The sequence below is a fragment of the Streptomyces sp. NBC_01591 genome (assembly GCF_035918155.1).
Taxonomy (GTDB): domain Bacteria; phylum Actinomycetota; class Actinomycetes; order Streptomycetales; family Streptomycetaceae; genus Streptomyces.
Map to the genome: position 1 here is coordinate 6,187,760 of NZ_CP109327.1, position 13,166 is coordinate 6,200,925.

Here is a 13,166-nt window from a genome sequence, read left to right on the forward strand (position 1 = left end):
GACGATCTCGACGGTCTTGCCGCGCTGTTCGTCGTGTCCGGCGTGAACGGCACATCCGGCAGGCCGGGCACCGGCAGCGAGGACGGCAGGTCGCCCCGGTCGCCCACGGTCGGGACGGCGATCCCGGCGGCGACGGTGATGACCGTGAGGACGACGACCGAGACCAGCGGTGCCGGGATCACCCTGGTGACCCTGGGGAAGAACACCAGCAGCGCGAGGCCGCCGGCGATCAGCGGGTAGACCGGCCAGGGCACGTCGTGCGAACCGGCGTCCCACGGCCTCCGGGCGCCGCTATCAGGACCTGGATCCTCAGCACTCGATGATGTTCACCGCGAGCCCGCCCCGCGCCGTCTCCTTGTACTTCACGCTCATGTCCGCGCCCGTCTCCTTCATGGTCTTGATGACCTTGTCGAGGGAGACCTTGTGGCTGCCGTCGCCGCGCAGCGCCATCTTCGCCGCCGTGACGGCCTTGACCGCGGCCATGCCGTTGCGCTCGATGCACGGGATCTGGACGAGGCCGCCGACCGGGTCGCAGGTGAGGCCGAGGTTGTGTTCCATGCCGATCTCGGCGGCGTTCTCGACCTGCTCGGGGGTGCCGCCGAGGACCTCGGCGAGGGCGCCCGCGGCCATGGAGCAGGCGGAGCCGACCTCGCCCTGGCAGCCGACCTCGGCGCCGGAGATGGAGGCGTTCTCCTTGAAGAGCATGCCGATGGCTCCGGCGGCGAGGAGGAAGCGGACGACGCCGTCCTCCTTCTCCGCCTCGGTGGCGCCGCCGGCCGCGAAGTTCATGTAGTAGTGCAGGACGGCCGGGATGATGCCCGCGGCGCCGTTGGTGGGGGCGGTGACGACCCGGCCGCCCGCCGCGTTCTCCTCGTTGACCGCCATCGCGTAGAGGGTGATCCACTCCATCGCGTGGGTCTGGGGGTCGCCCTCGGCGCGCAGCTGGCGGGCGGTGTTCGCGGCGCGGCGGCGGACCTTGAGGCCGCCGGGCAGGATGCCCTCGCGGGACATGCCGCGCGAGACGCAGGCCTGCATGACGCGCCAGATGTCCAGCAGGCCCGAGCGGATCTCGTCCTCGGTGCGCCAGGCCCGCTCGTTCTCCAGCATCAGCGAGGAGATGGACAGGCCGGTGTCCTTCGAGAGCCGCAGCAGTTCGTCGCCGGTGCGGAAGGGGTGCTTGAGGACGGTGTCGTCGAGCACGATCCGGTCCTCGCCCACCGCGTCCTCGTCCACGACGAAGCCGCCGCCGACCGAGTAGTAGGTCTTCTCCAGGAGCGGGGCGCCCTCGCGGTCGAAGGCGAAGATCGTCATGCCGTTCGCGTGGTACGGGAGGGCCTTGCGGCGGTGCAGGATCAGCTGCTCGTCGGCGTCGAAGTCGATCTCGTGCATGCCGAGGAGGTTGATCCGGCCGGTGGTACGGATCTGCTCGACCCGGTCGTCGGCGGACTCCACGTCGACGGTGCGGGGCGACTCGCCCTCCAGGCCGAGCAGCACGGCCTTGGGGGTGCCGTGGCCGTGCCCGGTCGCACCGAGCGAGCCGTACAGCTCGGCGCGTATCGAGGCGGTGTGGGCGATCAGGCCCTCGTTCTTCAGCCGGCGCGCGAACATCCGGGCGGCGCGCATCGGGCCGACCGTATGGGAGCTGGACGGGCCGATGCCGATCGAGAACAGGTCGAAGACCGAGATGGCCACGGGTGACTCCTCAGGGGTTGGTAGACATCGTCGTCTGCCGGGTGGTGCGGTACGGGCCGGGCGGCCCGGAGGGCGGGGCATGGGACGGGGCACCGCGCTCACAGTTCAGTGTGCGCGGTGCCCCGCCCCAACGTGTTACCAGAACTTGTCCGGATTACTTCAGGCCGGGGTACAGCGGGAACTTCTCGGCCAGCGCGACGACGCGGGCCTTCAGGGCGTCCGCGTCGTAGGACGGCTTGAGGGCGGCGGCGATGATCTCCGCGACCTCGGTGAAGTCCTCGGTCTGGAAACCGCGGGTCGCCAGGGCCGGCGTACCGATCCGCAGACCCGAGGTGACCATCGGCGGCCGCGGGTCGTTCGGGATGGCGTTCCGGTTGACCGTGATGCCCAGCTCGTGGAGCCGGTCCTCGGCCTGCTGGCCGTCCAGCTCGGAGTTGCGCAGGTCGACGAGGACCAGGTGGACGTCCGTACCGCCGGACAGCACGGAGACACCGACCTCGGTGACGTCCGGCTGGACCAGGCGCTCGGCGAGGATGCGGGCGCCGTCCAGGGTGCGCTGCTGGCGCTCCTTGAACTCCTCCGTCGCCGCCACCTTGAACGAGACCGCCTTGGCCGCGATCACGTGCTCCAGCGGGCCGCCCTGCTGGCCCGGGAAGACCGCGGAGTTGATCTTCTTGGCGAGCTCCTGCGTCGACAGGATGACGCCACCGCGCGGACCGCCGAGGGTCTTGTGCGTGGTGGTCGTGACGACGTGGGCGTGCGGCACCGGGTTGGGGTGCAGCCCCGCGGCCACCAGACCGGCGAAGTGCGCCATGTCGACCATGAGGTACGCGCCGACCTCGTCCGCGATGCGGCGGAAGGCGGCGAAGTCCAGCTGACGGGGGTACGCGGACCAGCCGGCGACGATCAGCTTCGGCTTGGACTCCTTGGCCAGACGCTCGACCTCGGCCATGTCCACGACGCCGGTCTCGTCGACGTGGTACGGGACCACGTTGTAGAGCTTGCCGGAGAAGTTGATCTTCATGCCGTGGGTCAGGTGACCGCCGTGGGCCAGGTTCAGGCCCATGATCGTGTCGCCCGGCTTGAGCAGCGCGAACATCGCGGCGGCGTTGGCCTGCGCACCGGAGTGCGGCTGGACGTTCGCGGCCTCGGCGCCGAACAGCGCCTTGATGCGGTCGATGGCGATCTGCTCGACGACGTCGACGTGCTCGCAGCCGCCGTAGTAGCGGCGGCCGGGGTAGCCCTCGGCGTACTTGTTGGTGAGGACGGAGCCCTGGGCCTCCATGACCGCGACCGGAGCGAAGTTCTCCGAGGCGATCATCTCGAGGGTGGACTGCTGACGGTGGAGCTCGGCGTCGACAGCGGCGGCGACGTCCGGGTCCAGCTCGTGGAGGGAGGAGTTGAGAAGCGACATCAGGTGGTCCCTTGGGGTCTTTAGTTGCCGGAGAACTCGGTGTACTCGTCGGCGGAGAGCAGGTCCCCCGGCTCCTCCGCGACGCGTACCTTGAACAGCCAGCCGCCTTCGAAGGGAGCGGAGTTCACCAGCGACGGGTCGTCCACGACGTCCTGGTTCGCCTCGGTGACCTCGCCGGTCACCGGGGAGTACAGGTCGCTGACCGACTTGGTCGACTCCAGCTCACCACAGGTCTCGCCCGCGGTCACCGTGTCACCGACCTCGGGGAGCTGGACGTAGACGACGTCGCCGAGCGCGTTGGCCGCGTGCTCGGTGATACCGATCGTGGCCACACCGTCCTCGACGGCCGACAGCCACTCGTGCTCCTTGCTGTAACGCAGCTGCTGGGGGTTGCTCATGACCTGAATTCTCCTGTACGCGGGGGAGTGCTGATGAACGGTGGTCTTACGGTGTGAGACGCGAATGCGTCACTTCTCGAGGAGCGCGGACGTCACTTCTGGCGCTTGTAGAACGGCAGCGCCACGACCTCGTACGGCTCGTGGGTGCCCCGGACGTCCACTCCGACGCCCTCGGCACCGGGCGTGGCGTGCGCGGCGTCGACGTACGCCATGGCGATCGGCTTGCCCAGGGTGGGCGACGGGGCGCCCGAGGTGACCTCGCCGACGACCTCGCCGCCGACGACGACCGAGAAGCCGGCGCGCGGCACCCGGCGGCCCTCGGCGACCAGCCCGACCAGCTTGCGCGGCGGGGCGGTCTCGGCGTGCTCGGCGGCGGCCTGGAGGGCCTTGCGGCCGACGAAGTCGCCCTCCTTCTCGAACTTCACGACCCGGCCGAGACCGGCGTCGAACGGGGTGAGCCCGGTGGTCAGCTCGTGTCCGTACAGCGGCATGCCCGCCTCCAGGCGCAGCGTGTCGCGGCAGGAGAGCCCGCACGGGATCAGGCCGCGGGAGGCGCCCGCCTCGGTCAGCGCCTTCCACAGCTGCTCGGCGTGGACGGGGGCGACGAACAGCTCGAAGCCGTCCTCACCGGTGTAGCCGGTACGGGCGATCAGCGCGGGGACACCGGCGACCGTGCCGGGCAGACCGGCGTAGTACTTCAGACCGTCCAGGTCGGCATCGGTGACGGCGGCCAGGATGGCGGGGGACTCGGGGCCCTGGACGGCGAGCAGCGCGTACGCGTCGCGGTCGTCGCGCACCTCGGCGTCGAAGCCGTCGGCCCGCGCCGTCAGCGCGTCCAGCACGATCTGGGCGTTGCCCGCGTTGGCGACGACCATGTACTCGCTCTCGCCGAGGCGGTAGACGATCAGGTCGTCCAGGATGCCGCCGTCCTCGGCGCAGATCATCGTGTAGCGGGCCCGGCCCACGGCGACGGTGCCGATGTTGCCGACCAGCGCGAAGTTCAGGAAGGCCGCCGCCTCGGGGCCGGTGACGGTGATCTCGCCCATGTGCGACAGGTCGAAGAGGCCGGCCTTCGTGCGCACCGCGTTGTGCTCGTCGCGCTCACTGGCGTACCGCAGGGGCATGTCCCAGCCCGCGAAGTCGGTCATGGTCGCGCCCAGCGAACGGTGCAGGGCATCGAGGGCGGTGAGACGGGGGGCGGTGCTCATGGATATGGCTCCCAGGGCATGACGACGAGGACAATCCCTCCCCATCTGTCATCGGAACCTGAGAGGTTCGCCGAGAGCCCCTGGAAGGGTTCGGCTTGCACCTTGGGTGGAGCCGCGAAGCGGCCCGCTTTTCAGATCTGCCTCATCCACGCGGTACGGGGCCTGAGAGATTCAAGGGAGGAACTTGCTCCTTCGGCGCCCGGCACAAACGGTGACCGGAACTCTCCCGCGCGGATTCAAGCGGCCTTTATGCAGTTGGCCGGGTCATCATCGCACGCATCGAGCCGGAGTGGGGCCTCGGTCCCCCACCGGAATTCGGCGGCGTGGACGGTTGTGCAGCATTACCTTTTCTTTACACTTCATGGGCATACGTGGGGTGACCCGACAGGGGAGGGCGATGACGTTGCAGCGGTACGCGACGACCGCGGGGGTCGCGCACGGCGCGATGCCCGCACAGCCGGGGGCCCCGGCGAGGGAGATGTCCGGCCCGCACGCGCCCGTCGTGCGGGATCTGCGGGAGCGGTCCGGGCGCAGTCCGCGCGGCCTGCGTTTCGCCACGGGCGACGTGGTGGTGGTCTCCGGGCTGCCCGGCAGCGGCAAGTCGACGCTCATCCGGCGGGCGGTGACGACGGCGCACGCCATCGACTCCCAGGACACCCGTGACCGCTGGGCGCGGGCCATGCCCCGCTTACTGCCGTACGCCCTCTACCGCCCGCTCGTCCGCGCCGCCCACTACTGGGGGCTGTGGCGGGTGCTGCGTTCCGGGGAGTCCGTCGTCGTCCACGACTGCGGGACGCAGTCGTGGGTGCGCGGCTGGCTGGCCCGTGGCGCGCGGCGCCGTGGCCGTGTGCTGCATCTCGTCCTGCTCGACGTCACACCCGCGACCGCGAGGGAGGGCCAGCGCGAGCGCGGACGCGGCGTATCGGGCTACGCCTTCGCCCGGCACCGCAGGGCGGTGGGCAGGCTGCTGAGGGCGGCCGAGACCGGCCTGCTGCCGCCCGGGTGCGGCTCGGCGGTGCTGCTGGACCGGGAGGCGGCGGGGAGGCTCGACCGGATCACGTTCTCGGACGGGCGGTTCGGGGCCGGGCGTTAATCTTCTGCCGGAAAGCTTGGGTGAGAAGGGGAAGCAGTGGACGTTCCGGCGCAGGTCCAGTCCCATCCGCAGGGCGGATGGCCGGCCAATGAGCTCGAAGAAGTGCTGATGGCCTCGGTGGGCAGCCCGGAGGCGGGCGGCCGCCTCGTCGAGGTGCTCGGACGCAGCCAGGTATGGGTGCCGCTGCCCAACGGCGGCGGACCCGACTCGTCGGACCTGGACCTGCCGACGCTGGAGATCGAGGGCGCCGCGTACGTCCCCGTGTTCAGCTCCGAACAGCAGTTCCTCGCCTGCGTCGGCACCCAGATGTCCTTCACCGTCGCGCCCGCCCGCGACTTCGCCCGCGGGCTGCCCCCGCAGCTCGGCATCGCCGTGAACCCGGGCGGCGCGGTCGGGCTGCCGCTGCCGCCGCCCGCCGTGGCCGAACTCTGCCGGGCCGGACGCACCCCGCTGGACGGGCCGGCCAGCGGCGGCAGGGTCCGGCTGTACGAACCGGACTGGAAGGAGGAGCCCGTCGACTTCCTCTCCGCGGCGGCCGGTGAATTCGAGGTGAGCGGCGTCGTGCTCTCCGCCCGCCGGGCGCTGGCCAGCATCGAGGGCGGCGACCCCGTCCTCTTCATCGGCGTCGAGTTCTCCACCTGGGAAGGCGCGGGGCGCAATGCCCCGATGGACGCCCTCGGCCGTGCTCTGGGCCGGGTCGAGGTGCCCTGGCCGGTCAATCTCGTACTGCTCGATGTGGCGCAGGACCCGGTCGCCGACTGGATGCGGGAGAAGATCCAGCCGTTCTACCAGCGGGCGGGCGCGTAGGGCCTTTCGTGGCGCCCGTGGCGGGCACCGGCGTGGAACACCGCTTCGACCCATGGCGTCAAGTCGGTGTCAGGACCGGCGCATAAGCTGGTTTCATGGCTGGTGCCTCGGCATCATGCCGCACCCGTGTGCCCGGGAGCGGCGGGCCGACACAGTGGATCGAAGAGGGGCGGGACCAGGTGAGTGCGTCAGGCACCGCGGCGGCCGGGCAGGTCGAGCACATGCTGCGCCAAGTGACGCCCGGGCGCTATGACGCGTACGAGGCACTGCTGCAGGCCCTCGCGAGCGGCCGGATCTGGATGCTCCTCTGGCACGGCCAGGCGGGCTCGCCCGACGCCCAGTACGGAAACATGGAGGTCGACGGCCTCGGCTACGCCCCCTGTGTGACCTCCGCCCAGGAGCTCTCGGCCAGTGGCTGGAACCGCGCCCATGAGCTGGTCGGCGGCCGGGACATCGCCCGAGCCCTCTTCCCCGACCGCTGGGGCATCTGGCTCAACCCGCACGCCCCCGGCGGCGGCGTGGGCATCCCCTGGCTGGATCTGCGCCGGATCGCCACCGGCCTCGACCGGATGCCGGCCGGCCCGCTCCGGCTCACCGAGCCGGCCATCGAGATCCCGCAGTTCTACGCCCTGCTCACGCAGAACGCCCATCGCACACCGGCGATCCGCTCGCTGCGCCGCGCCTGGGTGCAGCCCGCGCTCGGGGTCCCGTACCTCACCATCGGTCTCGACCTCTACGACACGAGCCCGCCCTCGGTGGACGCGGCGCGCGCGATGATGCAGCAGTCGATCTCCGCCGTCCCGGACGGGCTGCCCGTCTCCACCGTCGCGATGTCCGACGAGTACGACCCGGTCGCGATGTGGCTGCGCGCCAACGCCCGCCCGTTCTACGACCGTGAGGCGCATGCCCCGGCGGCCCCCGCCGCGGGCTACGGCTACCCGCCGCAGGGCACGTACTGACCCTTCTGGGGCTGTTCGCCCCTGAAGACCGGAATGCAGTTGTACGTTGCCGGATTCCCGGAACGCGACCATAAGGCACCAACTCCCCGAATGTGCACGCACGTTCATTTGCCCGGCGCCTCATCTGGCCTTCCATGTCCGAGATTTCCATGCTGGGCACGTCTGATGGTGAAAGCGTCGCGAATCTGCGCGCATGCCCCCTTCCGTATCCCTTCCGTATTAACTGACCTGTGTTCGGCGGGCGTTCACATCCGTCCGGATAACGGAACACCCCAGACCGCATCACGGTTAGGCATCCATTCGCCTGTCGGTATGGCTACCAGTCGTAACGGCAATGAAGACTCCCGCAGCAAGGGCGTCTTGCCGCCTCTGCGTACGACTGACTGATCGTGCCGCCACAGCGGCCAGTTCGGCCCGGCCACCGCCGGTTGAGAGGGGTCCTTGCCACGATGACGGCACCACTGCACGAGCCGACCAAGGAAGCGGATCCGGTCGCGACCGGCGGTCCCGCAGTCGACTCCGGGGTGAAGAAGGTCGAGGGACGGTCTCTCAAGCAGATCGCCTGGAACCGCCTGAAGCAGGACAAGGTCGCTCTGACGGGTGGCATCGTTGTCCTCGGCCTGATCGTGGTGGCGATCTTCGCTCCGCTGATCGTGAACCTGTTCGGGCATCCGCCGAACGAGTTCCACCAGGACATGCTCGACCCGCTGACCAATCTCCCTATGGGTGATCTCGGCGGCGTGAGCGGCGACTACCTCTTCGGCGTCGAGCCCAACAAGGGCCGCGACATCTTCAGCCGGGTCGTCTACGGTGCCCGGATCTCGCTGCTCGTGGCCTTCCTGGCGGCCTTGGTCGCCGTCGCCCTCGGCACTCTCTTCGGGATCATCGCCGGCTACTTCGGCGGCTGGGTGGACGCGGTGATCAGCCGGGTCATGGACGTGCTGCTGTCCTTCCCGCAGCTCCTCTTCATCATCTCGCTGGTCTCGGTCCTCCCCGACGATCTGCTCGGGCTCACCGGCAGCGGCGTACGCATCGCCGTACTCGTCGCCGTCATCGGCTTCTTCGGCTGGCCGTACGTGGGACGCATCGTCCGGGGCCAGACGCTCTCGCTGCGCGAGCGCGAGTACGTGGAGGCGGCGCGCAGCCTCGGCGGGGGACGGACACACATCCTCTTCCGTGAGCTGCTGCCGAACCTGGTGGCGCCGATCACCGTCTACGCGACGCTCATGATCCCCACCAACATCCTCACCGAAGCGGCCCTCAGCTTCCTCGGTGCCGGTGTCCGGCCGCCCACCGCCTCCTGGGGCGGGATGCTGCGGGACGCCCTGGAGACGTACGAGCACGACCCGATGTTCATGGTCTTCCCCGGCGTGACGATCTTCATCACCGTGCTGGCCTTCAACCTCTTCGGGGACGGGCTGCGCGACGCCCTGGACCCCAAGGGGACCCGATAGCCCACGACTTGCCCCTGCCGCATCGTCAGGTGGCTCTTCCCATGGTTCTCCGGCAAGCAACGGCCTGGGACCGCGATCTCGGAGGTTACGAGAAAATGTCCACAGTTACCTCGAAACGACGGCTCACCGCTGGTGCGGCCCTCGTGGTCGCGGCGCTGATGACCACCACGGCGTGCGGCGGCGGCGACAGCGAAGGCGGCGGCAAGTCGAAGGGCGCCGGCTTCAACGCGGCGTTCAACAAGGTTGCCAACCCGTCCACCAAAAAGGGTGGAACGCTGAAGATGGTCGGCAAGCAGGACCTCGACTCCGCCGACCCCCAGCGTGCCTACTACGGCATGGCCTGGGACTTCATGCGCTTCTACACCCGCCAGCTGGTCACGTACGACACCAAGCCGGGTGTGGCCTCCACCAAGCTGGTCGGCGACCTGGCCACCGGCCCCGGTGAGATCACGGACGGCGGCAAGACCTACACGTACAAGCTGCGTGATGGCCTGACCTGGGAGGACGGCTCCAAGCTGACCTCCAAGGACGTCAAGTACGGCATCGAGCGCATCTGGGCGACGGACACCATCACCGGTGGCCCGCAGTACCTGAAGCAGACGCTGGACCCCAAGGGCGAGTACAAGGGCCCTTACAAGGACAAGTCCGCGGACAAGCTCGGCCTCAAGGCGATCGAGACGCCCGACGACAACACCATCATCTTCAAGCTGCCCAAGCCGAACGGTGACTTCGAGCAGTTCCTCGCCATGCCGTCCGGCTCGCCCGTGAAGGCGGAGAAGGACACCGGGGCGAAGTACACCCAGCGCCCGTTCTCCTCCGGCCCGTACAAGTTCGAGTCGTACAAGCCGGGCAAGAACATCGTGCTCGTCCGCAACGACAAGTGGCAGAAGGCCTCCGACCCGCTGCGCGCCGCGCTCCCGGACAAGGTCACCGTGACGATCTCCGCCAACCTGGAGGAGAACGACAAGAAGCTGATGGAGGGCGACTACGACGTCGACCTCAACGGCACCGGCATGACCCAGTCCGGCCGCGTCACCGCCGTCCAGGATCACAAGGACAGCGTCGACAACATGCAGACGTCCTTCGTCCGCTACGTCGCGCTCGTCCACACGGCGAAGCCGCTGGACGACGTCCACTGCCGCAAGGCCGTCTTCTACGCCACCGACTTCGCCGGTCTCCAGCAGACCCGCGGTGGCGAGATCGCCGGTGGCGCGATAGCCAACAGCACCCTGCCGGTCTCCATCAAGGGTCACAGCGACTACGACCCGTACGGTGTCCTCGCCCGCAAGGGCAAGCCGGACGTCGCCAAGGCCAAGGACGAGCTGAAGCAGTGCGGCCACCCGACCGGCTTCTCCACCAAGCTCACCGCCCGTAACAACAACCCGGGCGAGGTCGACGCCGCCGAGGCGCTCCAGGAGCAGCTCGGCAAGGTCGGCATCAAGATCGAGGTCGACCCGCTCGACGGCGCCGAGGCGTCCAGCATCACCGGCTCGCCGTCCGTCGTGAAGAAGCGCGGCTACGGCATGACGATGAGCGGCTGGGGCCCGGACTTCCCGTCCGGCCAGGGCTTCGGCCAGCCGCTGTGGGACAGCCGGTTCCTCGCGGACACCGGTAACTACAACGAGTCGCAGATCAAGGACCCGCAGGTCGACAAGCTCTTCGACAACGCGATCGCGGAGACCGACCCGGTCAAGGCCGGCGAGATCTACAAGCAGATCGACAAGCGGATCCTCGACCAGGCCGACTGGATGCCCTTCATCTACGAGAAGAACATCACCTGGCGCGGCAGCCGTCTGACGAACGCCTACATGTCCGACGCCTACAACGGCCGTTACGACTACGTCTCGCTCGGCGTCGTCAAGTAGTCGCTGTAGTCAACAGCATTCGCAGTCAACCCGGTTGACTGTTCCACCGCCGCCGAAACCCGCCAGTCCGAAGGGCAGGTGAGGGCCGGGGCGATGGCCGGGAGCCCCCACAAGGGGTTCCCGGCCACCGCCGGGCCGCACACAGTGCTTGCTTATCTCATCCGGCGCCTGTTCGCCGTAGTCATCATGGTGCTCGTCGTACTGCTCGCGACGTTCACCATCTTCTTCATGCTGCCCAAGTGGGCGGGTCAGGACGTCGCAGTCCTCTTCGCCGGCAAGGCCACGGGTGTCGAGCAGCTCCAGGGCATCCGGATCAAACTGGGTCTCGACGACCCCCTCCTTGTCCAGTTCTGGGACTTCGTCAAGGGCATCCCGATGGGGCGCGACTACGCGAACGGTGACGATGTCACCCACTGCGCCGCTCCCTGCTTCGGCTACTCCTTCCGTACCGAAGTTCCGGTCTGGACCACCCTCAAGGACGCGCTGCCCGTCACCGGCGCGCTCGCCGCCGGTGCCTGCGTGCTGTGGCTCCTCGGCGGTGTCGCCACCGGTGTGGTGTCCGCGCTCCGTCGCGGCAGCATCTGGGACCGCGCCGCGATGACCACGGCACTGGCCGGCGTCTCGCTGCCGATCTTCTTCACCGGCATGGTCGCGATGGGCCTGTTCGTGCACAACTTCGGCTGGGTGCACATCGCCGACAACCTCTCCACGGACGACGGCATCGGTACCTGGTTCCAGACCCTGATCCTGCCGTGGATCGTGCTCGCCTTCCTGAACGCCGCGATGTACGCCCGCCTCACCAGAGCCACCATGCTCGAAGTGCTCGGCGAGGACTACATCCGCACCGCCCGCTCCAAGGGCCTGGGCGAGGGCACCGTCATCACCCGGCACGCCCTGCGGTCCGCGATGACGCCGATCCTCACCGTCTTCGGCCTCGACATCGGCGTGCTCCTCGGTGGCGCAGTCCTCACCGAGTCCACGTTCAACCTGCCCGGGCTCGGGCTCGCCGCGGTCCAGGCGATCAGCAACAAGGACCTGCCGGTGATTCTCGGCGTCACCCTGTTCGCGGCTCTCGCGATCGCCGTCGCCAACCTCGTCGTCGACATCATGTACGCCGTCATCGACCCGCGAGTGAGGCTGGGATGACCGAACTGCACAAGAGCGGTGCCGCGCTGAGCGAACCCTCCCCGGCCGGCTCGCCCGCTCCCACCGCCTTCCTCGAAGTGCGCGACCTCAGGGTGCACTTCCCGACCGACGACGGCCTGGTCAAGTCCGTCGACGGGCTCAACTTCCAGCTGGAGAAGGGCAAGACCCTCGGCATCGTCGGCGAGTCCGGCTCCGGGAAGTCCGTCACCTCGCTGGGCATCATGGGCCTGCACACCGCCGGCCAGTACGGCAAGCGCAAGGCTCAGGTCTCCGGCGAGATCTGGCTGGACGGCAAGGAGCTGCTGTCCGCCGACCCCGACGAGGTGCGCAAGCTGCGCGGCCGCGACATGGCCATGATCTTCCAGGACCCGCTGTCCGCGCTGCACCCGTACTACACGATCGGCAAGCAGATCGTGGAGGCGTACCGGGTCCATCACAAGGTCGACAAGAAGACCGCCCGCAAGCGGGCCGTGGAGATGCTCGACCGGGTCGGCATCCCGCAGCCCGACAAGCGCGTCGACAGCTACCCGCACGAGTTCTCCGGCGGTATGCGCCAGCGCGCGATGATCGCCATGTCGCTGGTCAACAACCCCGAGCTGCTGATCGCCGACGAGCCGACGACCGCGCTGGACGTCACCGTCCAGGCGCAGATCCTCGACCTGATCCGGGACCTGCAGAAGGAGTTCGGCTCCGCGGTCATCATCATCACCCACGACCTGGGCGTCGTCGCCGAGCTCGCCGACGACATCCTGGTGATGTACGGCGGGCGCTGCGTCGAGCGCGGACCGGCCGAGAAGGTGTTCTACGAGCCCCGGCACCCCTACACCTGGGGTCTGCTGGGCTCGATGCCGCGCCTCGACCGCGACCAGACCGACCGGCTCATCCCGGTCAAGGGTTCCCCGCCGTCGCTCATCAACATCCCGTCGGGCTGCGCCTTCAACCCGCGTTGCCCGTACGCGGATGTGCCCAAGGACGACGTCACCCGCACCGTACGGCCCGAGCTGCAGGAGGTCGGCAGCCGGCACTGGGCGGCCTGCCACATGTCGCAGGAGCAGCGGGAGCGTATCTGGACCGAAGAGATTGCGCCCAAGCTGTGAGCGAGGACAAGGCCGTGACGAGCGAGGACAAGG

The 13,166-nt window shown here is 69.0% G+C and carries 11 protein-coding genes, 1 pseudogene and 1 riboswitch; of the genes and pseudogenes, 7 read left to right on the forward strand and 5 right to left on the reverse strand.

What is annotated here, in order from left to right; translation table 11 throughout:
• Positions 1–17 precede the first annotated feature (17 nt).
• The 5 genes and pseudogenes from OG978_RS28660 to gcvT form a co-directional block, all read right to left on the reverse strand.
• A pseudogene (locus OG978_RS28660) lies at positions 18–260 on the reverse strand (SulP family inorganic anion transporter); the annotation flags it as partial.
• 49 nt (positions 261–309) lie between these two features.
• Positions 310–1,692 (reverse strand): L-serine ammonia-lyase, encoded by a 1,383-nt coding sequence (locus tag OG978_RS28665; protein WP_326767976.1) that lies wholly within the window; start codon positions 1,690–1,692, stop codon positions 310–312.
• A gap of 154 nt (positions 1,693–1,846) precedes the next feature.
• Positions 1,847–3,106 (reverse strand): serine hydroxymethyltransferase, encoded by a 1,260-nt coding sequence (gene glyA, locus OG978_RS28670; RefSeq protein ID WP_093549220.1) that lies wholly within the window; start codon positions 3,104–3,106, stop codon positions 1,847–1,849.
• A gap of 20 nt (positions 3,107–3,126) precedes the next feature.
• Positions 3,127–3,504: a glycine cleavage system protein GcvH gene (gene gcvH, locus OG978_RS28675; protein WP_148839342.1), complete on the reverse strand. Its 378-nt coding sequence runs from the start codon at positions 3,502–3,504 to the stop codon at positions 3,127–3,129.
• Positions 3,505–3,596: 92 nt separating this feature from the next.
• Positions 3,597–4,712 carry a glycine cleavage system aminomethyltransferase GcvT gene (gene gcvT, locus OG978_RS28680; protein ID WP_326767977.1) on the reverse strand — a complete coding sequence of 372 codons (1,116 nt, stop codon included), beginning with the start codon at positions 4,710–4,712 and terminating at the stop codon, positions 3,597–3,599.
• A gap of 141 nt (positions 4,713–4,853) precedes the next feature.
• Positions 4,854–4,951, reverse strand: a riboswitch (glycine riboswitch).
• 158 nt (positions 4,952–5,109) lie between these two features.
• Here gcvT and OG978_RS28685 point away from each other — a divergent pair.
• The 7 genes from OG978_RS28685 to OG978_RS28715 all read left to right on the forward strand — a co-directional run bounded on the left by OG978_RS28685 (position 5,110) and on the right by OG978_RS28715 (position 13,133).
• The gene (locus tag OG978_RS28685) at positions 5,110–5,805 is read left to right on the forward strand and encodes an AAA family ATPase (RefSeq protein ID WP_326767978.1); all 696 of its coding nucleotides are present in this window, start codon (positions 5,110–5,112) and stop codon (positions 5,803–5,805) included.
• A gap of 36 nt (positions 5,806–5,841) precedes the next feature.
• Complete coding sequence (locus OG978_RS28690; protein ID WP_326767979.1) at positions 5,842–6,612, forward strand: enhanced serine sensitivity protein SseB; 771 nt, start codon at positions 5,842–5,844, stop codon at positions 6,610–6,612.
• 179 nt (positions 6,613–6,791) lie between these two features.
• Complete coding sequence (locus tag OG978_RS28695; RefSeq protein ID WP_326767980.1) at positions 6,792–7,571, forward strand: enhanced serine sensitivity protein SseB C-terminal domain-containing protein; 780 nt, start codon at positions 6,792–6,794, stop codon at positions 7,569–7,571.
• Between the two features lie 449 nt (positions 7,572–8,020).
• Positions 8,021–9,025 carry an ABC transporter permease gene (locus OG978_RS28700; RefSeq protein WP_326767981.1) on the forward strand — a complete coding sequence of 335 codons (1,005 nt, stop codon included), beginning with the start codon at positions 8,021–8,023 and terminating at the stop codon, positions 9,023–9,025.
• A gap of 95 nt (positions 9,026–9,120) precedes the next feature.
• Positions 9,121–10,890, forward strand: a complete 1,770-nt coding sequence (locus tag OG978_RS28705; RefSeq protein ID WP_326767982.1) for an ABC transporter substrate-binding protein — start codon at positions 9,121–9,123, stop codon at positions 10,888–10,890.
• Positions 10,891–11,034: 144 nt separating this feature from the next.
• Positions 11,035–12,036, forward strand: a complete 1,002-nt coding sequence (locus OG978_RS28710) for an ABC transporter permease (RefSeq protein WP_072486881.1) — start codon at positions 11,035–11,037, stop codon at positions 12,034–12,036.
• A complete protein-coding gene (locus OG978_RS28715; protein ID WP_326767983.1) occupies positions 12,033–13,133 on the forward strand; it encodes an ABC transporter ATP-binding protein in 1,101 nt (366 codons plus the stop codon). The genes OG978_RS28710 and OG978_RS28715 overlap by 4 nt, the downstream gene beginning before the upstream one ends.
• Positions 13,134–13,166: the final 33 nt, after the last annotated feature.

Coding starts and splice junctions, on each gene's coding strand:
- glyA (WP_093549220.1), bottom strand. CDS start 3,106: ATGTCGCTTCTCAACTCCTCCCTCCACGAGCTGGACCCGGACGTCGCC.
- gcvH (WP_148839342.1), bottom strand. CDS start 3,504: ATGAGCAACCCCCAGCAGCTGCGTTACAGCAAGGAGCACGAGTGGCTG.
- gcvT (WP_326767977.1), bottom strand. CDS start 4,712: ATGAGCACCGCCCCCCGTCTCACCGCCCTCGATGCCCTGCACCGTTCG.
- OG978_RS28685 (WP_326767978.1), top strand. CDS start 5,110: ATGACGTTGCAGCGGTACGCGACGACCGCGGGGGTCGCGCACGGCGCG.
- OG978_RS28700 (WP_326767981.1), top strand. CDS start 8,021: ATGACGGCACCACTGCACGAGCCGACCAAGGAAGCGGATCCGGTCGCG.
- OG978_RS28705 (WP_326767982.1), top strand. CDS start 9,121: ATGTCCACAGTTACCTCGAAACGACGGCTCACCGCTGGTGCGGCCCTC.
- OG978_RS28715 (WP_326767983.1), top strand. CDS start 12,033: ATGACCGAACTGCACAAGAGCGGTGCCGCGCTGAGCGAACCCTCCCCG.